Source organism: Castellaniella denitrificans (assembly GCF_027214045.1).
GTDB lineage: Bacteria > Pseudomonadota > Gammaproteobacteria > Burkholderiales > Burkholderiaceae_B > Castellaniella > Castellaniella denitrificans_A.
This window is the reverse complement of record NZ_JAPWHE010000012.1, coordinates 1-24,954: the sequence shown is the minus strand read 5'-3', so window position 1 is coordinate 24,954 and position 24,954 is coordinate 1. Positions and strand designations below refer to the sequence as shown.

General features: G+C 66.2%; 20 protein-coding genes. 13 read left to right on the top strand and 7 right to left on the bottom strand.

Annotated elements, in window-relative coordinates:
- The first annotated feature begins 203 nt into the window (after positions 1-203).
- From O4H32_RS13300 to O4H32_RS13260, 9 genes are all read left to right on the top strand, one after another.
- Positions 204-1,172, top strand: a complete 969-nt coding sequence (locus O4H32_RS13300) for an ABC transporter substrate-binding protein (RefSeq protein WP_269359936.1) — start codon at positions 204-206, stop codon at positions 1,170-1,172.
- 94 nt (positions 1,173-1,266) lie between these two features.
- Positions 1,267-2,154 carry an ABC transporter permease gene (locus O4H32_RS13295; RefSeq protein WP_269359934.1) on the top strand — a complete coding sequence of 296 codons (888 nt, stop codon included), beginning with the start codon at positions 1,267-1,269 and terminating at the stop codon, positions 2,152-2,154.
- Between the two features lie 27 nt (positions 2,155-2,181).
- The gene (locus O4H32_RS13290; RefSeq protein ID WP_269359932.1) at positions 2,182-2,976 is read left to right on the top strand and encodes an ABC transporter ATP-binding protein; all 795 of its coding nucleotides are present in this window, start codon (positions 2,182-2,184) and stop codon (positions 2,974-2,976) included.
- 208 nt (positions 2,977-3,184) lie between these two features.
- Positions 3,185-3,733 carry a TetR/AcrR family transcriptional regulator gene (locus O4H32_RS13285; protein WP_269359930.1) on the top strand — a complete coding sequence of 183 codons (549 nt, stop codon included), beginning with the start codon at positions 3,185-3,187 and terminating at the stop codon, positions 3,731-3,733.
- 152 nt (positions 3,734-3,885) lie between these two features.
- On the top strand, positions 3,886-5,133 hold the full coding sequence (locus O4H32_RS13280) for an efflux RND transporter periplasmic adaptor subunit (RefSeq protein WP_269359928.1): 1,248 nt from the start codon (positions 3,886-3,888) through the stop codon (positions 5,131-5,133).
- 47 nt (positions 5,134-5,180) lie between these two features.
- A complete protein-coding gene (locus tag O4H32_RS13275; protein ID WP_269359926.1) occupies positions 5,181-8,348 on the top strand; it encodes an efflux RND transporter permease subunit in 3,168 nt (1,055 codons plus the stop codon).
- Positions 8,345-9,769 carry an efflux transporter outer membrane subunit gene (locus tag O4H32_RS13270; RefSeq protein ID WP_269359924.1) on the top strand — a complete coding sequence of 475 codons (1,425 nt, stop codon included), beginning with the start codon at positions 8,345-8,347 and terminating at the stop codon, positions 9,767-9,769. The genes O4H32_RS13275 and O4H32_RS13270 overlap by 4 nt, the downstream gene beginning before the upstream one ends.
- A complete protein-coding gene (locus tag O4H32_RS13265; RefSeq protein ID WP_269360018.1) occupies positions 9,766-10,494 on the top strand; it encodes a pyridoxine 5'-phosphate synthase in 729 nt (242 codons plus the stop codon). The genes O4H32_RS13270 and O4H32_RS13265 overlap by 4 nt, the downstream gene beginning before the upstream one ends.
- A 25-nt stretch (positions 10,495-10,519) precedes the next feature.
- The gene (locus O4H32_RS13260; protein ID WP_269359922.1) at positions 10,520-11,098 is read left to right on the top strand and encodes a nitroreductase family protein; all 579 of its coding nucleotides are present in this window, start codon (positions 10,520-10,522) and stop codon (positions 11,096-11,098) included.
- Here O4H32_RS13260 and O4H32_RS13255 read toward each other — a convergent pair.
- Positions 11,062-11,529: a Cu(I)-responsive transcriptional regulator gene (locus tag O4H32_RS13255; RefSeq protein ID WP_269359921.1), complete on the bottom strand. Its 468-nt coding sequence runs from the start codon at positions 11,527-11,529 to the stop codon at positions 11,062-11,064. The genes O4H32_RS13260 and O4H32_RS13255 overlap by 37 nt on opposite strands.
- Positions 11,522-13,792: a heavy metal translocating P-type ATPase gene (locus tag O4H32_RS13250; protein WP_269359919.1), complete on the bottom strand. Its 2,271-nt coding sequence runs from the start codon at positions 13,790-13,792 to the stop codon at positions 11,522-11,524. Before O4H32_RS13250 ends, O4H32_RS13255 begins: the two co-directional genes overlap by 8 nt.
- A gap of 183 nt (positions 13,793-13,975) precedes the next feature.
- On the opposite strand from O4H32_RS13250, the gene O4H32_RS13245 reads away from it, so the two are divergent.
- Together O4H32_RS13245 and O4H32_RS13240 are read left to right on the top strand one after the other, a co-directional pair.
- Positions 13,976-14,176: a heavy-metal-associated domain-containing protein gene (locus tag O4H32_RS13245; protein WP_269359917.1), complete on the top strand. Its 201-nt coding sequence runs from the start codon at positions 13,976-13,978 to the stop codon at positions 14,174-14,176.
- A 14-nt stretch (positions 14,177-14,190) separates the two neighbouring features.
- The gene (locus O4H32_RS13240) at positions 14,191-15,588 is read left to right on the top strand and encodes a dihydrolipoyl dehydrogenase (protein ID WP_269359915.1); all 1,398 of its coding nucleotides are present in this window, start codon (positions 14,191-14,193) and stop codon (positions 15,586-15,588) included.
- Between the two features lie 4 nt (positions 15,589-15,592).
- Here the strand turns inward: O4H32_RS13240 and O4H32_RS13235 are convergent, their stop codons facing one another.
- The 5 genes from O4H32_RS13235 to O4H32_RS13215 form a co-directional block, all read right to left on the bottom strand.
- Positions 15,593-16,165 (bottom strand): SCO family protein, encoded by a 573-nt coding sequence (locus tag O4H32_RS13235; protein ID WP_407932658.1) that lies wholly within the window; start codon positions 16,163-16,165, stop codon positions 15,593-15,595.
- A 115-nt stretch (positions 16,166-16,280) separates the two neighbouring features.
- Positions 16,281-18,362 carry a M3 family metallopeptidase gene (locus tag O4H32_RS13230; RefSeq protein WP_269359913.1) on the bottom strand — a complete coding sequence of 694 codons (2,082 nt, stop codon included), beginning with the start codon at positions 18,360-18,362 and terminating at the stop codon, positions 16,281-16,283.
- 53 nt (positions 18,363-18,415) lie between these two features.
- Entirely contained in the window at positions 18,416-19,270 is an 855-nt protein-coding gene (gene folD, locus O4H32_RS13225) for a bifunctional methylenetetrahydrofolate dehydrogenase/methenyltetrahydrofolate cyclohydrolase FolD (protein ID WP_269359912.1), read from the bottom strand.
- A 1-nt stretch (position 19,271) separates the two neighbouring features.
- A complete protein-coding gene (locus tag O4H32_RS13220; protein WP_269359910.1) occupies positions 19,272-19,895 on the bottom strand; it encodes a response regulator transcription factor in 624 nt (207 codons plus the stop codon).
- Positions 19,892-21,643 (bottom strand): PAS domain-containing sensor histidine kinase, encoded by a 1,752-nt coding sequence (locus tag O4H32_RS13215; protein WP_269360013.1) that lies wholly within the window; start codon positions 21,641-21,643, stop codon positions 19,892-19,894. Before O4H32_RS13215 ends, O4H32_RS13220 begins: the two co-directional genes overlap by 4 nt.
- A 267-nt stretch (positions 21,644-21,910) precedes the next feature.
- Here O4H32_RS13215 and aceE point away from each other — a divergent pair, with 267 nt between their 5' ends.
- Complete coding sequence (gene aceE, locus O4H32_RS13210) at positions 21,911-24,619, top strand: pyruvate dehydrogenase (acetyl-transferring), homodimeric type (RefSeq protein ID WP_269359908.1); 2,709 nt, start codon at positions 21,911-21,913, stop codon at positions 24,617-24,619.
- A gap of 14 nt (positions 24,620-24,633) precedes the next feature.
- Positions 24,634-24,954: biotin/lipoyl-containing protein (locus O4H32_RS13205; protein ID WP_331284295.1), on the top strand; the 321-nt coding region annotated here is incomplete at its 3' end.

Here is a 24,954-nt window from a genome sequence, read left to right as displayed (position 1 = left end):
TTTATTGGCTGATGATTTCGTTATTCAACGTCCAACTGGCATTTGGTGCCTCGACAACCCCCTTGTTGCGTGTCCAAGCTACAATAATTGCCGCCGCAGGGATATCCCTTGCAGAAAATATTGATGTCGGCGGGTAGACTGGACGCCGCATTGCCCGATCCGGACACGACCCGGCATCGTTCCCCATTCAAAGGAGCCCCTTCATGAACCTGCATTCCGTCCTTCGCGCGCTTGCGGGCGCAGCCGCCGTGGTCGGCGCGCTGGCCAGCGCGCAAGCCCAGGCGCAATCCGTGGCGGTCACCTCCATCGTCGAGCATCCCGCCCTCGATGCCGTGAAGGACGGCGTGCACGAGGCCCTGGCCTCCGCCGGTTACACCGAGGCCAAGGGCCTGAAATGGCAGTTTCAGACGGCACAGGGCAATACCGCCATCGCCGCCCAGATCGCCCGCAAGTTCGTGGGCGACAAGCCTGATGTGATCGTCGCCATCGCCACGCCATCGGCACAGGCCGTGGTCGCCGCCACCAAGTCCATCCCCGTGGTCTATTCCGCCGTCACCGATCCGGTGGCCGCCCAGCTCGTGCCGGGCATGGAAGCTTCCGGCACCAATGTGACCGGCGTGTCCGACGCCCTGTCGCTGGAAAAGCAGATCGATCTGATCAAGAAAGTCGTGCCCGAGGCCAAGAAGGTCGGCATGGTCTACAACCCCGGCGAGGCCAATTCCGTGGTCGTGGTCAAACGCCTGCGCGAACTGCTGCCGCAGTCGGGCATGAGCCTGGTCGAGGCGACCGCCGCCCGCACCGTGGACGTGGGCGCGGCGGCCCGCAGCCTGGTCGGCAAGGTCGACGTGATCTACACGAATACCGACAATAACGTCGTTTCGGCCTACGAGTCCCTGGTCAAGGTCGGCAATTCCGCCAAGATTCCGCTGGTGGCTTCCGACACCGACAGCGTCAAGCGTGGTGCCATTGCCGCCCTGGGCGTGAACTACCATGACCTGGGCGTGCAGACCGGCAAGCTCGTGGTGCGCATCCTCAAAGGCGAAAAGCCCGGCGCCATCGCCTCCGAGACCAGCTCCAAGCTCGAACTGTACGTCAACACCGGCGCGGCCGCCCGGCAGGGCGTGACCCTGTCCGACGCTCTGGTCAAGTCGGCCGCCCAGGTCATCAAGTAATTTCACGCGCGTCGCGCATCCCCGGGCCGCCTGAGGGCGGCCCGGCTTTCATGGCGGTGCCCGGCGCGGAGCCGCATCCAGAGATTTCCATTCCATGTCCATCTATTCCATGTGGGGCGCTCTCGAGATCGGGCTGATATTCGGCCTGGTCGCGCTGGGGGTCCTCATTTCCTTTCGCGTGCTGAACTTCCCCGATCTGACGGTGGATGGCAGCTTTCCGCTGGGCGGCGCGACGGCCGCCATCCTGATCCATCATGGCATGGATCCCTTCATGGCGACCGGCGCCGCCACCCTGGCCGCCGGCTTTGCCGGCATGGTGACGGGCTGGCTGAACGTCCGCCTGAAGATCATGGATCTGCTGGCCAGCATCCTGATGATGATCGCCCTCTATTCGATCAACCTGCGCGTCATGGACGCGCCCAACGTGCCGCTGATCACGGATCCCACCGTGTTCACCGTGTTGCAGCCCCCAGGGATCGAGGACTACGTCGCCCGGCCGCTGATCCTGCTGGCGCTGGTGGTGGGCGCCAAATTGCTGCTGGACTGGTTTTTCGCCACCCAGGTGGGCCTGGCGATGCGCTCGACCGGTTCGAACCCGCGCATGGCGCGCGCCCAGGGCATCCGCACGGACAACATGGTCCTGCTGGGCATGGCGATTTCCAATGCGCTGGTCGGTCTGGGCGGCGCGCTGTTCGCCCAGTCACAGGGCGGGGCGGACATTTCCATGGGCATCGGCACCATCGTCATCGGACTGGCCGCAGTCATCATCGGCGAATCCATCCTGCCCAGCCGCCGCCTGATGCTGGCGACGCTGGCCGTGGTGATCGGCGCCGTACTCTATCGTTTCTTCATCGCGCTGGCGCTGAATGCGGACTTCGTGGGCCTGAAGGCCCAGGATCTGAATCTGGTCACGGCCGTGCTGGTCACGGTTGCCCTGGTGATCCCGCTCGCCAAGCAGCGTTTGCGCAAAAAGAGGGCCTAGGGCCTGTTCATACAAAGAGACCCTGACATGTTGAGCGCCCAGAATCTTCATCTGACCTTCAACCCCGGCACCCCGATCGAAACGCAGGCCCTGCGTGGCATGTCTCTGGACATTCCGGCGGGCCAGTTCGTCACCGTGATCGGCTCCAACGGAGCCGGAAAGTCCACTTTCCTGAACGCCATTTCCGGTGAGCAGGGCGTGGACAGTGGCGCCGTCCTGATCGACGGCGAAGACGTCACCCGTCAGCCCGTATGGGACCGCGCGCGCAAGGTCGCCCGCGTTTTCCAGGATCCGATGGCCGGCACCTGCGAGAACCTCACCATCGAGGAAAACATGTCCCTGGCCCTGGGCCGAGGTCAGTTCCGCAGCCTGCGCCAGGCCGTGCGCGAGGAAATGCGCGTGCTGTTCCGCGAACGCCTGGCCATGCTGGGGCTGGGGCTGGAAAATCGTCTGACCGATCGAATCGGCCTGCTGTCGGGCGGCCAGCGCCAGGCCGTCAGCCTGCTGATGGCGGCCCTGCGACCCTCCCGCATCCTGCTGCTGGACGAACATACGGCGGCGCTGGATCCGCGCACCGCCCAGTTCGTGCTGGATCTGACCGCCCGCATCGTGGCCGAGCACGGTCTGACCACGATGATGGTCACCCACAGCATGCGCCAGGCGCTGGATGTGGGCGACCGCACCGTCATGTTGCACCAGGGCCGTGTGGTCCTCGACGTTTCGGGGGACACTCGTCGCGGCCTGGAAGTCCCCGATCTGCTCGCGATGTTCGAAAAAGTGCGCGGCGAGGAACTCGCAGACGACACCCTGCTGCTGGGATGAGGCAGGACACAAAAGGGTCCCTGCGGACCCTTTTGTGCCTGCCGAATCGGAGCCGCGTGCAAGCGGCGACGTGGGGGAGCTGCGGCGATGTGGAAAAAGGGTCCCTGCGGACCCTTTTGTGCCTGCCGAATCGGAGCCGCGTGCAAGCGGCGACGTGGCGGGCGAGAATCAAATTGACAAAAAAAGCACCTATTGTCAAAATGCGCCGATGTCACCGAAGCTGAGTCCCGAACATATGATCGCGCGGCGCGCCAGGATACTCGACGCGGCACGCTGGTGCTTCCTGAATTTCGGCTTTTCCCGCACCTCCATGGGCGATATCGCTCAGCGCGCGGGGATCTCCAGGACGTTGCTGTACCGCGGCTTCAAGGACAAAGAAGACCTCTTCATGCAGGTCTTCGACGACTGGATGCTGTCGCGCCTGCCGCTGGCCCTGGAGGCGGTGCGGGCGCCGGGGTCGCGGCGCGAACGCCTGTTTGCGGTCTGCCGGCGCGTGCTGCTGGAGCCCTGGTCCGAAATGGAGGCCGCGCCCATGTCCAGCGAGTTTCTGGATGTCTGCCAGGGCTTGAGTCCGGAGGTCGCCGGACGGCATCGGGCGTGTCTGCTGGAATGTCTGAACCGGGTATTCGATGATCCGGAAGTCGCCCTGGTGTTCCTGCTGGCCCTGGAAGGCCTGATCGAGGACAAGCCCCGCCTGGATGTGCTCGGGCGCCGGGTCCGCATCCTCGTGGATCATTTCACGGCTGACGGCACATGACACATGAGCCATGCGCGGTATCGAATCGCAAGGTTTTTTACCTTTATACTTTTGGCTTGCCCGTGGGACCGGCGATTCCGGCACCTCAGCATGAACGGGCGGCCATCCTTCGCTTCACCCAATCGAAAAATCAACGTTTCTGGAGCTTTTCTATGGCCTTTGATCGACTGACCGCCGGCCGGATCTTGCGACCCCTGGCGCTGGTGTCGCTGCTGACCCTGGCGGCCTGCTCGGGCGAGCCTCAGCAGGGGATGGAGGGCATGAAGGTCCCGGTCAGCGTGATCCAGGTCCAGCCCCAGGCCGCCGTCATCCGCACGGAATTGCCGGGGCGCGTACAGGCCATCGAAGACGCCGAAATCCGTGCCCGGGTCAACGGCATCGTCCAGTCCATCGATTTCGAGCAGGGCGGCACGGTCAAGGCCGGCCAGTTGCTGTTCACCATCGATCCGGCCCCGTACCGGGCGGCACGGGACCAGGCCGCAGCGCAGTTGAAGAACGCCCAGGCCGCGGCGCGCACCGCGCGCCTGCTGGCGCAGCGCTACACCGCGCTCATCAAGCAGCACGCGGTCAGCCAGCAGGACTACGACAATGCCGTCGCCCAGTCGCGCCAGGCGGAGGCGGCGGTCGCCGCGGCCCAGGCCGCGCTGGAATCGGCCAAGATCAATCTGGACTATACCCGGGTGACTTCGCCCATCGACGGCACGATCGGCAAGGCCCAGGTCACCGTGGGAGCGCTGGTCAGCGCCACGTCCGCCACCTCGCTGGCGACCGTACAACGCCTGGACCAGGTCTATGTGGATATCACCCAGCCGGTGGCGCAGATCGCCACGCTGCGTCGCCAGATCGCCGACGGGATCGTCAAGCCGGACGCCAACGGCGATGCCCAGGCCGAAGTCCTGATGGACGACGGCACCGCCTATCGTCATTCGGGCAAGCTGCTGTTCTCCGGCGTGGCCGTCGATCCGGGCACGGGCCAGGTGAACCTGCGCGCGGTCTTCCCCAATCCGGAACAGATCCTGCTGCCGGGTCTCTATGTGCGCGTGCGTCTGGTCCAGGGGGTGGATCAGCAGGCCCTGGTGGTGCCCGAACAGGCCATCCAGCGCACCTCCGACGGCAACAGCTCGGTCGTCCTGGTCAAGGACGGCAAGGCGGCCTTCACGCCGGTCCAGGTGGGGCCGCTCACCAGCAAGGGCTACATTATTTACAAGGGCCTCCAGGCGGGTGACCAGTTGATGGTCGAAGGCTTCCAGAAGGTCCGTCCCGGCGCACCCGTTCAGCCCATGCCCTGGAAGGCGCAGGGCGGCGCGCAGGCGCCCGCGGCAGGCGGCCAGTCCGGCGCTGGGAAATCCGCCGACGGCAAGCCCGCGGGCGAGCAGCCCGCCGCCACCCAGGCCCACTGATCCGGCCTCGGCCGCCCGATACTCCTCCGGATTTCACGCGAGCTCTCATGCCACAGTTTTTCATCGAACGACCGATCTTCGCCTGGGTGGTGGCGCTGGCCATCGCCTTGGCCGGCATCCTGGCCATTCCCAACATGGCCGTGTCGCAGTATCCCGATGTCGCGCCCCCCACGGTGAACATCAATGCCACCTATCCCGGCGCCTCGGCCTCCGAGGTCGCCACCAGCGTGGCCAGCGTCATCGAAAACGAGCTGAACGGAGCCAAAGGCCTGCTGTATTACGAATCCGTCAGCGATTCCAATGGCCAGGCCGAGATCACCGTCACGTTCGCGCCGGGCACGGATGCCGACCTGGCCCAGGTGGACGTGCAGAATCGTCTGTCCAACGCCACGGCCAAGCTGCCCGCGGCCGTGACGCAGCAGGGCCTGCAGGTCAGCCAGTCGAATTCCGGCTTCCTGATGGTGATCACGCTGTCGTCCAAGGATGGCTCCATCGACCAGTACGCGCTGGCCGATTACATCACGCGCAACATCCAGAACCCGATGTCGCGGGTCAAGGGCGTGGGGAAATTCCAGCTCTTTGCCGCGAGCCGCGCCATGCGCGTCTGGGTCGACCCCCAGAAACTGGTCGGCTACGGCCTGAGCATGTCCCAGGTCAACAGCGCCCTGGCTTCCCAGAACATGGTGATCTCCGGCGGCCTGCTGGGTTCGCCGCCGAATCCGGATTCGCAGCGCACCGTGGCGCCCTTGACCGTCAATGGCCAGCTCACCACGCCGGAAGAGTTCGGCGACATCGTGCTGCGGGCCAATCCCGACGGTTCGTCGGTGCGCATCCGCGACGTTGCCCGGGTCGAACTCGGTTCGGACAACTACCAGTTCGGCGCCCGCTTGAACGGCAAGCCCACGGCGGCCTTCGCCCTGTCGCTGACGCCCTCGGCCAATGCCCTGGAAACGGCCAAGCTGGCCAAGGCCAAGATGGCCGAACTGGCCCGGTTCTTCCCCGACAACATCACCTACGAGATTCCCTACGACACGTCGCCCTACATCGACCTTTCCATCGAGCAGGTGGTCCACACCCTGTTCGAGGCCATGGTGCTGGTGTTCGTGGTGATGTTCGTGTTCCTGCAGAATGTGCGCTATACGCTCATCCCCGCGCTGGTGGTGCCGGTGGCGATGATGGGGGCCTTCACCGTGATGCTGGTCCTGGGATTCTCCATCAACGTGCTGACCATGTTCGCCATGGTGCTGGCCATCGGGATCCTGGTGGACGATGCCATCGTGGTGGTCGAGAACGTCGAGCGCATCATGGCCGAGGAGGGCCTGTCGCCCAAGGAGGCCACGAAAAAGGCCATGCCCCAGATCAGCGGCGCCATCATCGGGATCACGCTGGTGCTGACCACGGTGTTCCTGCCCCTGGCCTTCATGTCCGGTTCCGTGGGGGTGATCTACCGCCAGTTCTCCGTGGCCATGGCGGTGTCCATCCTGTTCTCGGCGCTGCTGGCGCTCAGCTTCACCCCGGCGCTGTGCGCCACCCTGCTCAAGCCCATTCCCAAGGGCCACCACGCGTCCAAGGGCGGATTCTTCGGCTGGTTCAACCGCGGCTTCGAGCGCACCACCCAGGGTTATACCCGCTGGGTCACGCGCAGCCTGAAGCGTGGGCTGCGCATGATGCTGGTGTTCGCCCTGCTGGTGGGCGTGCTGGGCTGGATGTATGTGCGTCTGCCCACATCGTTCCTGCCCGAAGAAGACCAGGGCTACGTGATCGCCAACATCGAACTGCCCTCCGGTGCCTCGTCCAACCGCACGGTGGAAATCATCGAGCAGGTTGAAAAGTACTTCATGGCGTTGCCGCAGGTGGCCAACATCATCGCCGTCCAGGGCTTCAGCTTCAACGGCAACGGTCTGAACGCGGCCATCGCTTTCGTGCCCCTGAAAGACTTTTCCGAACGCAAGGGCCCGGGCGATTCCGCGCAGGCGATTTCCGGCACCGCCATGGGCAAGCTGCTGTTCGGCCTGCCTGATTCCATGGTGATCTCCATCACGCCGCCCGCCATTTCCTCGCTGGGCAACGCCTCGGGCTTCGACCTGAGGCTGGAGGACCGCAGCGGCGTGGGCAGCGAAGCCCTGCAATCCGCCACCCAGCAGTTGCTGCAGCTTGCTTCGCAAAGCCCGATCCTGACCGGCACGCGCATCACCGGCCTGGGCGCGGGGCCTCAACTGAAGGTGGAAATCGACCGCGCCAAGGCCGCCGCCCTGGGAGTGGACTTTTCCGAGGCCGCCAACCTGATCTCCACGGCGATCGGCTCGGCTTACGTCGGCAAATTCACCAACCAGGGCTGGGTGCAGAATATCTGGGTCCAGGCCGAACAGAGCGCCCGCATGAACCCGGACGACATCCTGCGGCTCAATGCGCGCAACGCCAGTGGCGAAATGGTGCCGCTGTCCTCGTTCGTGTCCCTCGAATGGACCCGGGGTCCGGTCCAGGTCGTGCGCTACAACGGTTATGAGTCCGTCCGGATCGGCGGTTCGGCGGCGCCGGGTTATTCCACCGGCCAGGCCATGGCCGAAATGGAGCGCCTGATCACCCAGTTGCCGTCCGGGCTGGGTTATGAGTGGACCGGGCTGTCCTATCAGGAAATCCAGGCGGGCAGCCAGTCCGCGATCCTGATGGGCTTGTCGATCCTGGTGGTGTTCATGGTGCTGGCCGCCTTGTACGAAAGCTGGGCCATCCCGCTGTCGGTGATGCTGGCCGTGCCATTGGGCATGTTGGGCGCCGTGCTGCTCAGCAGTCTGATGGGCAAGGACAACGACGTCTACTTCATGGTCGGGATGGTGACCGTGATCGGCCTGGCTGCGAAAAACGCCATTCTGATCGTGGAGTTCGCCAAGGATCTGTATGCCAGCGGCGCAGGACTGGCCGAGTCGGCCATCGAAGCCGCGCGGTTGCGCTTCCGGCCGATCCTGATGACGTCCTTCGCCTTCATCCTCGGGGTGGTGCCTCTGGTGATGGCGACCGGCGCGGGTGCCGCCAGCCAGAATGCCGTGGGTCTGGGCGTGCTGGGCGGGATGCTGGCGGCCACGCCACTCGCCGTGATCTTCGTGCCGACTTTCTTCGTGGTGATTCTGAAATTGTTCAAGACCAAACCGAAACTGCTGGGCCACCAGGCGCCGCACATCCCTGCCGCCGACGAATCCCGCTCGGGAGATCAGGCATGACGATCCGACGATTCTCCCTGCGTATCCTGGCCGTTTCCGCGCTGGGCCTGGCGCTGGGCGCCTGCTCGCTGGCGCCCACCTATCATCGGCCCGACGCGCCGGTACCCGAACGCTTCCCGGCCGCCGACACCGGCCAGGCCGCATTGCCGGCCTGGCGGGATTTCTTCCAGGATCCCCGGTTGCAGGCCTTGATCGAACTGGCGCTGAAGAACAACCGCGATCTGCGCATCGCCGTGGGCCGTGTCGAAGAGGCCCGCGCCCAGTTCGGGATTGTCCAGAGCGACCGCCTGCCGACCATCGGCGCACAGGGCACGGGGCAAGTCACCCGCTTGCCGGCCGACATGCGCAACGGTGGTGCCGACGCCAAGTCCGTCAACCGCAGCTACATCGCGGGCGTGGGGATGACGGCCTTCGAGCTGGACTTCTTCGGCCGCGTCCGCAATCTCAGTGAAGCCGCCTATCAGTCCTACCTGTCCACCGATCAGGCGCGCCGCACCGTCCAGCTCGGACTCATCGCCCAGACGGCCGAAGCCTATTTCAGGCTGCGTTCGGCCCAGGTGATGCACGACTTGATGGACAAGACCCTTGAAGCCCGCAAGGGCACGCTGGACCTGGTCCAGTCGCGTTTCGACGTGGGTGTCGCCTCCGATCTGGACCTGGCCCAGGCCCAATCCCAGTACGACACGGTGCGCGCCGACCGCATCGCCGCCGAGCGCGCCATGACGCAGGCCGGCAACGCCTTGCAACTGATCCTGGGCATGCCGGTGCCCGACGGCCTGCCCGAGCCCCGACCGTTCGGCCGTGAACAGCTGCTGCAGTCGCTGCCTGCGGGCCTGCCGTCGCAATTGCTGGAACGCCGTCCCGACATCGTGGGCGCAGAACACGACCTGATGGCGGCCAATGCCCAGATCGGTGCGGCCCGCGCGGCCTTCTTCCCGCGTATTTCCCTGACCGGGTTGCTGGGTTTCGCCAGTCCCGAACTTGGCGCCCTGTTCGGCGGCAGCCACCGCTACTGGCAGTTCTCGCCCCAGATCCAGATGCCGCTGTTCTCTGGCGGGGTCAAGGGCAATCTGGACCTGGCCAAAGCGCGCAGCAACATCGCCGTGTCGGCCTACGAGAAAGCCATCCAGACCGCGTTCCGCGAGGTTGCCGACGGCCTGGCCGGCGAGGCCACGTACAGCGGCCAGCTCGACGCGCTGCGCGCCACCGAGGAATCCGCGCTCAAGGCCCTCAAGCTTGCCCAGATCCGTTATGAGACCGGCGTGGACAGCTTCCTGCAGGTGCAGTCCGCGCAGGTCGCGCTGTACGGCGTGCAGCAGCAATTCATCCAGCTGGGCACCGATGCGTTGTTCAATCGGGTGGAACTTTATAAAGCGCTGGGCGGGGGCTGGTCGGCAGACGACCTGCCGGAGGCATCCTGATGGATCTGGGCGTCAACATCGATCATGTCGCAACGCTGCGCCAGCAGCGTCTCACGACGTATCCCGATCCCCTGCAGGCCGCGCTGCGCGCCGAGGACGCCGGGGCCGACCTCATCACTCTGCATCTGCGCGAGGACCGGCGGCACATCCAGGACGCCGATGTGCGCGCCATCCGGCCAGCCCTGCGCACACGCATGAATCTGGAATGCGCCATCACCCCGGACATGCTGGAGATCGCCTGCGACATCCGTCCCCAGGACGTCTGCCTGGTGCCGGAAAACCGGCGCGAGCTGACCACGGAGGGTGGTCTGGATGTGCTCGGCCACTATGAAGAGGTCGCTTCCGCCGTGGCGCGGCTGCATGACGCGGGCATCCGCGTATCGCTGTTCATCGATCCCGAGGCGAACCAGATCGCCGCCGCCGCGCGCGCGGGCGCCCGGGTGATCGAGTTGCACACCGGCGCCTACGCCGATGCGCCCGACGTCGAGACGCGGGGAGCCCAGCTCGAACGTCTGCGCACCGCCATTGCCACCGGCGTGGGCGAGGGCCTGCGGGTCAATGCGGGTCATGGTCTGCATTACGACAACGTCGAGCCCATCGCCGCGCTGCCCGGCATCTCGGAATTGAACATCGGCCACGCCATCGTCGCCCAGGCCGTGTTCGACGGCTGGGAACCCGCCATCCGGCGCATGAAGGCCCTCATGATCCGGGCTGCCCGTCCCTAGTGTCCCGTATCCCGGAGCCTTTCCCATGTCTTCGTTCTTCGATGTCCTCCTCGGCCGCCGGTCGGTCAAGTTCGTTCAGGTGCCCGGCCCGAGCGACGATCAACTGGATCTGATCTTGCGGGCCGCCTTGCGCGCGCCCGACCACGGCGCCGTCAAGCCCTGGCGCTTCGTCCTGGTGCGTGGCGCCGACGTGCCCGCCCTGGTGGACGTGGGGGTGCGTGCCGGCATCGCCGCAGGCAATCCTTTGCCTCAGCCCAAGGTGGACAATGCCCGCAAGTGGCTGTCCAAAGTACCGCTGGTGATCGCCCTGGGCTGCCGCCCCGACCCCGCCGGCCGCATTCCCGCGGATGAAAGCATGCTGGCCGTGGGCGCGGCGGTGATGAACATGCTCAACGCCGCCCATGCGCTGGGTTTCGGTGCTTTCTGGAGCACCGGCCTGGGCACCTACCTGGACGGGGTGGGCGAGGCGCTGGGCTTCGACCCCCTGGACGAGCGCTTCATGGGCTATCTGGCCATCGGCACGCCGATCGATGCGCCCGGTCCGGTCGAGCGGCCGGATTGGCGGGATCACGTGTCCGATTGGCACGCTCCGGCAAACACCTGATCTTCCAGTCCTTCCAGGATCGGGCAATCGGGCCGCTCGTCCCCATGGCAGCGCCGCGCCAGTTCGCGCAGGGTCGCCGCCATGTCATGCAACAGGGCGGCCTTGGCTTCCAGCGATTCGATATGCGCCAGGGCCAGGCGCTTGACCTCCGAACTGGCGCGTCCATGATCGCGCCACAGGCCGGTCAATTCCGCGATCTGCTTCAATGAGAACCCCAGGTCGCGCGCGCCCCGGATGAAGCGCAGCGCGTGCAGATCGGCCTCGCCGTATTGCCGGTAGCCGGCGGCGCTGCGGGCTTGCGGGACGAACAGCCCCTCCTGTTCGTAATAGCGGATCATCTTGGGGCTCAGGCCGGTGCGGGCGGCCGCTTCGCCGATCGTGAGCGGCCCCTTGGCGTTTGAGGCAGTGCGGTTCGTGGGGGTTTCAGACATGACGGGCCTCCAGGGGCAGCCATTTCAGGCGCAGGGCGTTGACGACGACGAAGACGCTGGACAGGGCCATGGCGCCGGCCCCCAGCATGGGCGAGAGTTGCAGTCCCGTGAAGGGATACAGGGCGCCGGCCGCCACAGGGATCAGGGCGGCGTTGTAGGCGAAGGCCCAGAACAGGTTCTGGCCAATGTTGCGCAGTGTCAGCCGCGACAGCGTGATGGCGCGGGCGACCGAGTTCAGGTCTTCGTTCATCAGCACCACGTCGGCCGACTCGATGGCGACATCCGTACCCTGTCCGATGGCGATGCCCACGTCGGCGGTCGCCAGCGCGGGCGCGTCGTTGATGCCGTCGCCCACGAAAGCGAGATCGCCGGCCTCGCGCCGCAGCGTCCGCAGCAGCTCCGCCTTGTGCTCGGGCAGGGTCTGCGCATGCACGATGTCGATGCCCAATTCGCCGGCGACGGCCCGTGCGGCGGCCTCATGGTCGCCCGTAATGAGCGCGGTCTTCAGCCCCAGCGCGTGCAGGCGGTCGATGGCCGCGCGAGCGCCTGGACGCAGCGTGTCGGACACCGCCAGCACGCCCGCCAGGCGGCCGTCGCGTACCGCCAGGAAAACGGTCTTGCCTTGCGCGGCCAAGGTTCGCACCTGAGCGCTGATGGTGTCGTCGAGCGGCACGCCCCGCTCGCGCATCAGGGATTCATTGCCCAGCAGCCATTCGCGTCCTTCGACCCGGCCCCGAACGCCCGCGCCGGTGAGCGCGGTGAATTCCCCGACCGGGGCAAGGGCCAGTCCTTCGGCCTTGGCGGCCGCCAGCAGCGCATGCGCGATGGGGTGTTCCGAGGCGCTCTGCACCGAGGCCACCGCTGACAGCAAAGCGGAGCGGGACAGGTCGTCCATGGGCAGGGCGTCGCTGAGCGCAGGGCGTCCCAGGGTCAGCGTGCCGGTCTTGTCGAAGGCCACCACCCGGACGTTGCGCAGACGTTGCAGTGCGTCGCCCTGGCGGAACACGATGCCCAGGCCCGCCGCGCGTCCCGTGGACACCATGATCGAGATCGGCGTCGCGAGCCCCATGGCGCAAGGGCAGGCGATGATCAGCACTGCCACGCCGGCGATCAGCGCATGCGTCAGTTGAGGGGACGGCCCCCACAGCAGCCAGCCCAGGAAGGCCAGCACGGCCAGGCCCATCACGGCTGGCACGAACCATCCGGTGACCCGGTCCACCAGGCGCTGGATCGGCAGCTTGGACCCCTGGGCCTGTTCGACCAGGCGGATGATGTGCGCCAGCACCGTGTCGGCGCCGACCTGGGTGGCACGCATCACCAGCCCGCCGCGCGTGTTCAGCGTGCCGCCGATCAGGGGGTCGCCCGCGCGGCGCGTGACCGGCATGGGCTCGCCCGTGATCATGGACTCATCCACCCAGGACTCGCCCTCGACGACTGCGCCGTCCACCGGGATCTTCTCGCCGGGCCGGACCCGCACTTCGTCGCCGACCTTCAGCGCATCGATGGGGAGTTCAGTCCATTCGCCGCCACGCCGCGCCCAGGCGGCGCGCGGCCGCAGGCCGATCAGGTGCCGGATGGCGGAGCCGGCCCGTCCGCGGGCTCGGGCCTCCAGCCAGCGGCCCAGCAGGATCAGCGTGGCGACGACGGCGGCGGCCTCGAAATACAGATGACGGGCTTCGTCGGGGAAGAGGGCGGGCGCGGCCGTCACCAGCGCGGAATACAGCCAGGCGCTGCCCGCGCCCAGGGCGACCAGCGTGTTCATGTCCGGTCCCAGATGCCGCAGGGCCTTGAACCCCCGGGTGAAAAAGGCCCGGCCCGGCCCGGCCAGCACGGCGGTGGCCAGCGCGAACTCGGTCCAGGCCAGCACGCGCGGATCGACCAGAGTCTGGATCGCATGGTGCAGGGCGGGGATCAGGTGTCCGCCCATCTCGACCAGGAACACCGGCAGCGTCAGCGCCAGGGCCATGAGGAAGCGCCGGCCGGCTGCGGCGTCCTCGTCCGCGTCGCCATGCGCGTGGACGGGGGGCTCGTCTCGGAGCACGTGCGCCTGATAGCCGCGTTTCTCGATGGCGGCGACCAGGGCCTCGGGATCGGCGCCCTCGGCCGCGAGGGTGACGTGGGCGCGGCGCGTGGCCAGGTTGACGCTGGCCTGGGACACCCCCGGAACCTTCGCCAGGGCCGTTTCGACCCGGCGCACGCAGGACGCGCAGGTCATGCCCTCGACCTCCAGGTCGAGGGTGGATGGGTCGGGCAAGGTGGACATGGTCGGACTCCGGTTCATGAAGAGGATTGTAGGATGAAGCTTGACCTTATGGTAAGGTCAAGGGCCGCCTCAACTTTTGCGTGGGCCGCGCGGTCCTGATGCCGGGGCGCCGGAACCTCTGCTTGAGCCTCCCTCCATGTCAAGGTTTAAGATCCCACCTATCCCATTCCAGGAGCCTGTTTCATGAAGACCGAATTCATCGTTTCCGACATGACCTGCAACCATTGCGTGCAGACCATCACCCAGGCCGTCAAGGGCGTGGCGCCGGATGCGGTCGTACTCACGGACCTGGCCGCCCACCGCGTCACGGTCGAGTCGACGGCTGACGCGGCGGCGCTGCGGGCGGCGATCGCCGAAGAAGGCTACGACGTTCAACCCGCTTGAGACGGAGCATCACAATGAGCGATCGAATCATCGACTGCGATGTCGCCATCGTCGGCGCCGGGTCTGCCGGCCTGCCGGCCTACCGCGAGGTCGTCAAGGCGGGCCTGAAGCCTTTGCTGATCGAAGGGGGGCCGCATGGCACGATGTGCGCCCGGGTGGGGTGCATGCCGTCCAAGCTGCTGATCGCGGCGGCCCAATCCGTGGCCGACATGCGTCATGCGGACGGTTTCGGCATCCGGCTGGACGCGCCTCCCCGGGTGGACGGCGCTGCCGTGATGGATCGTGTCCGGCGCGAACGCGACCGTTTCGTGGGCTTCGTGGTCGATGACGTGGAGGCCATGCCGCCTGAACACAGGCTGGACGCTTCCGTGGAATTTCTGCGCGACGGCGTGTTGCGGGCGGGCGACGGTCGCGAGGTGCATGCGCGGCGGATTGTCCTGGCCACAGGCACCCGGCCGAATGTGCCGGACCTGTACCGCCCCTTGGGTGATCTGGCGATCGTCAACGATGATGTGTTCGATTGGCGCGACCTGCCGCGCAGCGTGCTGGTGGTCGGCTCCGGCGTGATCGGAGTGGAGCTGGGTCTGGCGCTTTCGCGCCTGGGCGTGCGGGTGCGGGTGCTGAACCGCTCCGGCAGCTTTGCCCATCTGGCCGATCCCCGGGTACGCGCGGCCGCAGTGGCTTTGCTGTCGCCGGCACTGTCCCTGGTTCAGAACGCCCGGGTCGCGTCGGTGCGCCGCGAGGGCGACCAGGCCGTGGTGGGCTGGTCGGTGGACGGTGGTCCGGAGAGCGTGGAACGGTTCGATCGTGTGTTGCTGACGGCGGGGCGCGATCCCGTCCTGGAACCGCTGCGTCTGGAGCGTACCTCGATGCCGCTGGACGAGCGCGGCCGGCCGCGTTTCGATCCGGCCACGCTGCAGGTCCAGGGACAGCCGGTCTTCCTGGCGGGCGATATCACCGGCCGTCACGCGATCCAGCACGAGGCGTCCGACGACGGCCGGCAGGCCGGGCGCAATGCGGCCGCCTGGCCCGATGTGCGGGCGCTGCCGCGCCGTGCTTCCATGGCGGTGGTGTTCAGCGATCCGCAGATCATGCAGGTGGGCGGCGGCTATGCCGCGCTGGGTGATCCGGAGGCGGTCGCCATCGGCGAAGTCGATTGGACGCGACAAGGCCGTTCGCGCGTGATGCTGCGCAACCAGGGTCTGCTGCGTGTCTACATGCGCAAAGCCGACCGGCGCTTCCTGGGGGCGGAAATGGTCGGACCTGACGCTGAGCACGTCGCTCATCTGCTGGCCTGGGCTCTGCAGACGGGACTGACCGTGCCGGACATGCTCAATCTGCCGTTCTATCACCCGACCATCGAGGAAGGCATCCGCACGGCGCTGCGCGACGCCGCGCGGCAAACGGCCTGAGGACTCAATGCAGCAATGGTTTCAGGGCGGCGATCAGTTCTTCCTGGGACTCGCCGTCCGATGCCAGCCAGACGGCCTTGCCCTGCTGGTCGAAAGCGTAAATGCCACGGCTGTGGGCGACTTCGTAGGGCTCGTCCGGATGACGGGGATCGGGGCGTGCGATCTGATAGGCGACCCGGTAGCGCCGGGCGAGCGAAGCAATGGCCTTTTCATCGCCCGTCAGGCCGATGGCATGGGGGTCGAACTGGTCCACGTAGGTCTGCAGGATATCGGGTGTGTCCCGGTGGGGGTCGATGCTCACGAACAGGATGCGAACCTGGTCGGCCTTGTCGCCCAGGGCCTCTGTCACCTGGGCCAGTTGCGCCATGGTCGTGGGGCAGATGTCCGGGCAACTGGCGTAGCCGAAGAACATCAGCACCACCTTGCCGGCGAAGGCCTGCTGGGTGACGGTGACGCCGCCCGCGCCTTGCAGCGAGAACTTCAGGTCCGGCAGGAAACCGCGGACCGGATGGACGGCGGCCAGCGCCAGGCTTGCGCTGGCCAGCCACAACAGCAGGCCTGTCAGCAGGTGACGCACGAAAGTGCCCTTTTTGGCGCTGGATGAGACAGGGAATGGGCCGGTCCCCGCGAACCGACCCGTGCCTGATGAATAAGAACGGCGTGCAAGCCGAGCGATGGACTGGAAGCTCATGTCACACCTCCGCCAGCCCGCTGTGGCGCAGCAGGGCATCGATGCTGGGGTCGCGGCCGCGGAAAGCGCGGAAGGACTCCGCTGCGGGGCGTGAGCCGCCGACCGCGATGATTTCGTCCAGGTAGCGGCGGCTGGTGTCCGGATCGAACACGTCGCGCGTGCCGTCCGGGCCGGGCCGTGCGGTTTCCTCGAAGGCGGCGAAGGCGTCGGCCGACAGGACCTCGGCCCATTTGTAGCTGTAGTAGCCGGCACCGTAGCCGCCCGCGAACAGGTGCGAGAAGGCATGCGGGAATCGGTGCCAGGCGGGTGGAATCAGCAGCGCGACTTCCTGGCGGACCTGGTCCAGGGTGTCCAGGACCTCGCTGATCGACAGGCCGCTGGCGCGAGTGTGGATCAGCATGTCGAACAGGGCGAATTCCACCTGACGCAAGGTCTGCAGGCCGCTCTGGAAATTGCGTGCGGCGATCATCCGGTCGTACAGATCGCGGGGCAGGGGTTCGCCGGTGTCCATGTGGCGGGTCAGGGATTGCAGGACATCCCATTCCCAGCAGAAATTTTCCATGAACTGGGAAGGCAGTTCGATGGCGTCCCATTCGACGGCGGCGAAGGCCGCAGCGCCCGGATCGTCCACGCGGGAAAGCAGCGTATGCATGGCGTGGCCGCTTTCGTGAAAGAGGGTGATCACATCGTCGTGGGACAGCAAGGCCTCGCGGCCGTCCTGCGGCGCGGGAAAGTTGCAGGTCAGCCACGCCAGCGGCGTGTGCACCCGACCGGCATGCGCGCGGCGGCTGCGTTCGCTGTCCACCCAGGCGCCGCCCTGCTTGCCGGGGCGGGCGTACAGATCGATGCCCAGCCGGCCAAGTTCACGGTCCTGGGCGTCCAGCACCTGGTAGATGCGGGCGTCCGCGTGCCAAGTGGGCGCGTCGGTGGCTTCCAGTCGTACGCCGAACAGGGTGCGGATGACTTTGAACAGTCCGTCGAGCACCCGGGATTCAGTGAAATAGGGGCGCAGTTCTTCGTCGGAATAGGCGTAGCGGCTTTCGCGCAGACGTTCGGAGGCGTAGGCGATGTCCCAGGGTTCCAGGGGATCCAGCCGCAGTTCGCGGGCGGCGAAGGCGCGCAGTTCGTCCAGGTCGCGCTGGGCGCTGGGCCGGGCGCGGGCGGCCAGTTCACGCAGGAATTCCAGCACCTGGCCGGCGTCGTCGGCCATGCGGGTTTCCAGGCGCAGGCTGGCGAAATGCGTGTGCCCCAGCAGGCCGGCCTCTTCGGCCCGCAGAGCCAGCAGTGTTTCGATGGATTCCGAATTGTCGAAGTCCGGATCGCCTTGGTCCGATGCCCTCGTGGCGTGCGCGCGGTACAGGGTCTGACGCAGTTCACGATCCCGGGCGTGGAGCATGACCGGAAGGTAGCAGGGCATGTGCAGTGTCAGCTTCCAGCCGGATTCCCCCGCCGACCGCGCCGCCTGGGCCGCCGCCGCGATCACGTCCGTCGGCAGCCCCTCCAGGCGGGCTTCGTCGGTGATCAACAGGGACCAGCGATCGGTGGCGTCCAGTACATTCTCGGAGAATTTCTGGGACACCTGGGCCTGCAGGTCGGCGTTGCGCGCATAGGTCTCGCGGGCGGCGCCTTCGAGTTCGACGCCGCTCAGGCGGAAATCGCGCAGTGCCAGTTCGACGATGCGGCGGCGGGTCGGAGACAGGGCGGCGAAGGCCGGGCCGGCCGCCAGCGCGCGGTAGCGTTCGTAGAGGCCGCGATGCAGACCCACCCAGGTGGAGAACTCGCTCATCAGGGGCAGGCAGGCATTGTAGGCGGCGCGCAGGTCCGGCGTGTTGATGACACTGTTCAGGTGGCCGGCGATCGACCAGGCGCGGTGCAGGCGCTCGGACGGATCCTCGATCGCTTCGACAAGATTGTCCCAGTCGGGAGGGTCGGTGCGCGTTGCCGTGGCTTCGATCGCGCTGCGAGAGGCTTCGATCAGCTCGCGAATGGCAGGTTCGATGTGTTCGGGCCGGACGGCGCCGTAGTCCACGAATGCCTCGGCCGGAACGAGGAGGGGATTGCCGGTGGTGCGGATGCTGTTCATGCGAAACCAGATGGGGGCGGAGCCCCTGTTTTTCAAGCGCTTGGCGCGTGTCTTCAAGCCTGCAGGGTACGCTCGGCCGCTTCGATGGTGTTGACCAGCAACATGGCGATGGTCATGGGGCCCACGCCTCCGGGCACAGGCGTGATCGCGGATGCGACGGCGGCGGCCGAATCGAAATCCACATCGCCGACGAGCTTGCCGGATTCGAGCCGGTTGATGCCCACGTCGATCACCACCGCGCCGGGCTTGACCATGTCTCCGGTGACGATGCCGGGACGGCCCGTGGCCACCACCAGCACGTCGGCGCGGCGGGTCTGGGCGCCCAGGTCGCGGGTCTTGGAATTGCATATCGTCACGGTCGCACCCGCCGCCAGCAGCAGCATGGCCATCGGCTTGCCGACGATGTTGCTGGCGCCCACGATCACGGCTTCGGCGCCGCGCAAGGGCACGTTCTCCGATTCGAGCATTTTCATGACGCCGTAGGGCGTGCAGGGGCGGAACAGCGGCCTGCCGGTCATCAGCAGGCCGGCATTGCTGACATGGAAGCCATCCACGTCCTTGGCCGCGCTGATCGTTTCGATGACCAGACCGGCGTCGATGTGGCCGGGCAGGGGGAGTTGCACCAGGATGCCGTGGATGGCCGGGTCGGCGTTGAGCGTCTCGATCACGTCCAGCAACTCGCCCTCGGACGTGTCGGCGCCCAGCGGAATGACGCGCGAATGCATGCCAGCGGCCGTGCAGGCGGCGGCCTTGTTGCGCACATAGACCTGCGATGCCGGGTCTTCGCCGACCAGCACCACCGCCAGTCCGGGCTTGACACCCCGGGCCTCGAGCGCGCGCACGCGCTCGGCCACCTGGCCGCGCACCTGGGCGGACAGGGCCTTGCCGTCGATCAGGCGGGCGCTCATGTCAGGCTTCCTCGGCGCGGGCCAGGGCGATCTTCATCAGATCGGCCACGGTGGTGACTTCGAGCTTTTCCATGATGTTGGCGCGGTGGGCCTCGACGGTCTTGATGCTGATGTTCAGGTCGCCGGCGATCTGCTTGTTCAGGCGGCCAGCCACGATCCGTTCCAGCACCTGCTGTTCGCGGGCCGTCAGGCGGCCGAGCACGGCCTGCTGGTCGCGTTGGGCGTGGGCCTCGCGCACGCGCTCCCGGGCCTGTTCCAGCATGCCGGCCACCAGCGCCCGCAGGTCGGCCTCGTTGAAAGGCTTTTCCAGAAAGTCGACAGCGCCCTTTTTCATGGTGGAGACCGCCATCGGCACGTCGCCATGGCCGGTGATGAACACGATGGGCAGCGGCGCCTTGCGGGCGATCAGGGCTTCCTGCAGCTCCAGGCCGCTCATGCCGGGCATGCGGATGTCGGCGATCAGCACGCCGACCTGCTCGGGATCGTAGGCGGCGAGAAACTCCTCGGCGCCCGCGAAGCTGCGCACCGCGTAGCCGTTGGCCTCGAGCAGCCAACGCAGGGAATCGCGGACCGCCTCGTCGTCATCGACGATGTAGATGGTGCTGGGAATTTGGGTATCGCTCATGCGTGCTGTTCCTCCGTGATTTCCGTGGACTGGGGGCGCGGGGGGGCCTTCGGCAGGGTGAAGCGGAAGATCGTCCCGCCCTCCGGGTTGGGGCTGGCCCACAAGCGCCCGTGATGCGACTCGATGATGGTGCGGCAGATGTTCAGGCCCATGCCCAGGCCTTCGGATTTGGTGCTGTAGAAGGGTTCGAACAGCCGTTCGGGATTGCGCAGGCCGTGGCCCCGGTCGATGACGGCGATCTCGATTTGTGGATGCTGATCGGTGATCCGGACGTGCAAGCTGCGGCTTTCGCTGTGTTCCATGGCCTCGACGCCGTTCTTCAGCAGGTTCAGCAGCACTTGTTCGATCAGGATGGGGTCGGCCAGGACTTCGGGCATGGGGTCGGGCAGGTTCTGGACGATCTCGATACGGCGCTTGCGGGCATCGATGTCGGCGAAGCCGACGGCGTTTTCCACGATCCGGCCCAGACCCACGGCCTGGCGGCGGGGCTCGCTGCGCTTCACGAATTCACGGATGCGGCTGATGATCTTGCCGGCGCGTTCGGCCTGTTGAGAAGCTTTTTCGAGAGCCTGGAGCAGGGATTCGGTCGGAGCCTTGCCCGATTTGAGCATCGCAACGGCCGCCATATTGTAGTTGCTGATGGCCGTCAGCGGCTGGTTCAGTTCGTGCGCCAGGGACGAAGCCATTTCCCCCATCGTGGTCAGGCGGCTGGTGAGCTGGGCTTTTTCCTGCTGCACGCGGGACTCTTCCTCGTGTTTGCGTCGCTCGGTGATGTCGCGCGCCACCTGGAGGCGCACACGGCGGGAATCGGTCCAGGCCAGCATCCGGTGGTGGACTTCGAACCAACGCTGGGCGGTGGCCGAGAACAGTTCCATGGTTTCGTCGGTGAAGCGGCCCAGGCGGCCGCCCAGCAGTTCCGCGTGGCCACCGGTCTGGGCGCCGAACAGGCGCCGGTAGGTGCGGTTCGCAAACAGCAGCTCCAGGCCCTCGGGCGTGTCCGCGACTACGGAGATCGCATCGTCCAGGCCTTCGAGCACGGTCATGAAGCGCTCGTGCGCGGCGGTCAGGGCCTCGCGGATGCGCTTGGGTTCGGTGATGTCGGTCATGGAGGTCATCCAGCCGATCTGTTCACCCTTGGGGTCGCGCAAAGGCGAGACGTACATGCGCGCGGTGAAGCGCGAGCCGTCGCGCCGCTGGGCCTCGATTTCCAGGCCGCTGCTGGGGGTGCGCCCCGACAGCAGTTGAGCCAGGGTTTCCCGGTGGTGGTCGTGGCGGCCCGGCAGCCAGTAGGGAAAGGGGGCGGTGCGGCCGATGAGATCGGCCTCGTTCCAGCCGATCATGCGACAGAAGGCCGGGTTCACGTAGGCGATGCGACCCTGCATGTCGAACACGCGCATGCCTGTGGACATGGAGTTCTCCATGGCGCGGCGGAATCCGGTCTCGGCGATCAGCGCGGCCTCGGCCTGGGTGCGGAAACGGGTGTAGCGCCAAAGCGCCAGCAGGCTGAATACAATCACCAGGGAAAGAGCGAACACCACCATCATCAGACGCTGCTGACGGGTTTCCTGGTCGATGGTGACGAACATCACACTGTCGCTCTGCAGGCGCTGCAGCCAGATGAAAGCGCCCATGACGCACAGATAGAGCACGAGCACGATCGCCGGCGTCAGCCAGTACAGCCGGCGGCTGTGACGAGCGTGTTCATAGAACGTCGTCGGAATCAGGGACTTGCGATTCGGGGAGGCCATGGACATGAGGGTATCGCGATTGCGCCATTTTAGACGCGAAAACGGCATTCAATTTTTCACATAATAAAAATACATATCATCTAATGAAATTTTGCTTGTGCTGTCGCAGGCTCTTTCCTAGAATGGCTGCAAGTGCCGGCTCCCGGGACGTGTCCGCGTCCGGGACTTCTGTCGCAGTGCCGCTGGCGCATTCCCCCCCTTCTTACACATTCAGGCTGGCGCGATGTGTGGTCGCGTCATCGAGCCACACCACAGGAGACACACACCATGTCCTCTCTTGACCAAGTCCACGCGGCCGCGGCGGATGTCGATCAGCAGGAAACCCAGGAATGGATCGATGCGCTGGAGGCGGTGCTCGACCGTGAAGGCGCGGAGCGTGCCCATTACTTGATCGAGCGCCTGATCGACTTGGCCCGCCGAAGTGGCGCCCATATCCCTTATTCGCTGAACACGGCTTACGTCAACACCATCCCGCCGGGACTCGAGCCGCCGCACCCGGGCAACATGGTCCTGGAAGAACGCATCCGTTCCTACATCCGCTGGAACGCGATGGCCATGGTGGTCAAGGCCAACAAGGTCGAGCCCGCCGATGGCGGCAGCCTGGGCGGCCACATCGCCTCTTTCGCCTCGCTGGCGACCATGATCGAATGCGGCCAGAACCATTTCTGGCACGCCGAGTCGCCCGACCACGGTGGCGACCTGGTGTACTTCCAGGGCCACTCGTCCCCGGGCATGTATGCGCGCGCCTTCCTCGAAGGCCGCCTGACCGAGGAAAACCTGAACTACTTCCGCCAGGAAGTCGGCGGCAAGGGCAAGGGGCTGTCCTCTTATCCGCACCCGAAACTGATGCCCGACTTCTGGCAGTTTTCGACGGTGTCGATGGGCCTGGGCCCCATGATGGCCATCTACCAGGCCCGTTTCCTGAAATATCTGCACGCCCGCGGGCTGGCCGACACGGCCCAGCGCAAGGTCTGGGTCTTCGTGGGCGACGGCGAGATCGACGAGCCCGATACCCTGGCCGCCATCGGCCTGGCCGCACGAGAAAAACTCGACAATCTGATCTTCATCGTCAACTGCAATCTGCAGCGGCTGGACGGCCCGGTGCGCGGCAACGGCAAGATCATCCAGGAACTCGAGGGCGCCTTCCGCGGCAATGGCTGGAACGTGCTCAAGCTGATCTGGGGCGGTTACTGGGATCCTCTGTTCGCCCGCGACAAGGAAGGCCTCCTGCGCCGCATCATGGAAGAGACCGTGGATGGCGAATACCAGGCCTACAAGGCCAACGACGGCAAGTTCGTGCGCGAGAAATTCTTCGGCAAGCACCCCAAGGTGCTGGAAATGGTCAGCCGCATGAGCGACGAGGACATCTGGCGCCTGAACCGCGGCGGTCACGACCCGCACAAGGTCTATGCGGCCTTCGCCGCCGCCGCCGGCCACAAGGGCCAGCCCTCGGTCATCCTGGCCAAGACCATCAAGGGCTACGGCATGGGCCACGTCGGCCAGGCCAAGAATCCCACTCACCAGCAAAAGAAACTGGACATCGACTCGGTGCGCGAATTCCGCGACCGTTTCAACATCCCCATTCCCGACGACAAGATCGAGGAAATCCCCTTCTTCAAGCCGGCTGAGGACTCGCCGGAAATGAAGTACCTGCATGAGCACCGCAAGGCGCTGGGCGGTTACCTGCCGCATCGCCGCGTGAAGGCCGACCAGTCCCTGCCCGTGCCGCCCCTGGAATCCTTCAAGGCCGTGCTGGAGCCCACCGCCGAAGGGCGTGAAATCTCCACCACCCAGGCTTTCGTGCGGGTGCTCAATCAGATCCTGCGCGACAAGGACCTGGCGCCGCGCGTCGTGCCCATCCTGGTGGACGAGTCCCGCACTTTCGGCATGGAAGGCCTGTTCCGCCAGATCGGCATCTACGCCCCCGAGGGCCAGAAATACGTGCCGGTCGACAAGGGCCAGGTGATGTACTACCGCGAAGCGGAAAACGGCCAGTTGCTGCAGGAAGGCATCAACGAGGCCGGCGGCTTCAGCTCGTGGGTTGCCGCGGCGACGTCGTATTCCGTCAGCAACACCATCATGATCCCGTTCTTCATCTATTACTCGATGTTCGGGTTCCAGCGCTTCGGCGACCATGCCTGGGCGGCGGGCGACATGCTGGCGCGCGGCTTCGTGCTGGGCGGCACGGCCGGGCGCACCACGCTCAACGGCGAAGGCCTGCAGCACGAGGACGGCCACAGCCACATCCAGGCTTCCCTGATCCCCAACTGCGTGGCCTACGACCCGGCCTTCGCCCACGAAGTCGCCGTCATCATCCGCAGCGGCCTGCAGCGCATGATGCATGACCAGGAAGACGTGTTCTTCTACATCACGGTCATGAACGAGAACTACGCCCAGCCGGGCCTGAAGGCCGGCGACGAGGAAGGCATCCTGAAGGGGATGTACAAACTCCAGTCCAGCGCCAAACCCGCCAAGACCCATGTCCAGCTGATGGGCTCGGGCACGATCCTGCGCGAGGTCCTGGCGGCCCAGGAACTGCTGGAAAAAGATTGGGGCGTGACATCGGACGTCTGGAGCGTGACCAGCTTCACGGAGCTGCGCCGCGACGGCCTGGACGCCGAGCGCCACAACCTGCTGCATCCGGCCGAACCGGCCCGGGAAGCCTACGTCACCCGTCAGCTCAAGGGCACGCAGGGCCCGGTCATCGTCTCGACCGACTACATCAAGGCCTATGGCGACATGATCCGACCGTTCGTGCCGAACGGGCGCGGCCTCAAGGTGCTCGGGACCGACGGCTTCGGCCGCTCGGATTTCCGGTCCGAATTGCGCAAGCACTTCGAGATCGACCGCCACTTCGTGGTCCTGGCCGCTCTGCGCAGCCTGGCCGATGAAGGCACCATCGACATCAAGAAGTGCGCCGAGGCGATCGCCAAGTACGGCATCGACCCCGACAAGGCCAATCCGCATTACGCCTGAGGAGGACGAACAACATGAGCAATATCGTGGAAATCAAGGTCCCCGACATCGGCGATTTCGATACGGTCGAAGTCATCGAGATCCTGGTGGCCGTGGGCGATACGATCGAGGCCGAACAGAGCCTGATCACGGTCGAATCCGACAAGGCCTCCATGGAAATCCCGGCCTCGCAGGGCGGGGTGGTCAAGGCCCTGAAGGTCAAGCTGGGCGACAAGGTCGGCGAAGGCTCGGTCATCCTGGAGGTCGAGGCCTCGGGCGCCGCCGCCCCCGTGCAGGCGCCGGCCGCTGCTCAGGCGCCCGCGCCCGCGGCCCAGGCCGCCGCCCCCGCTCCGGTC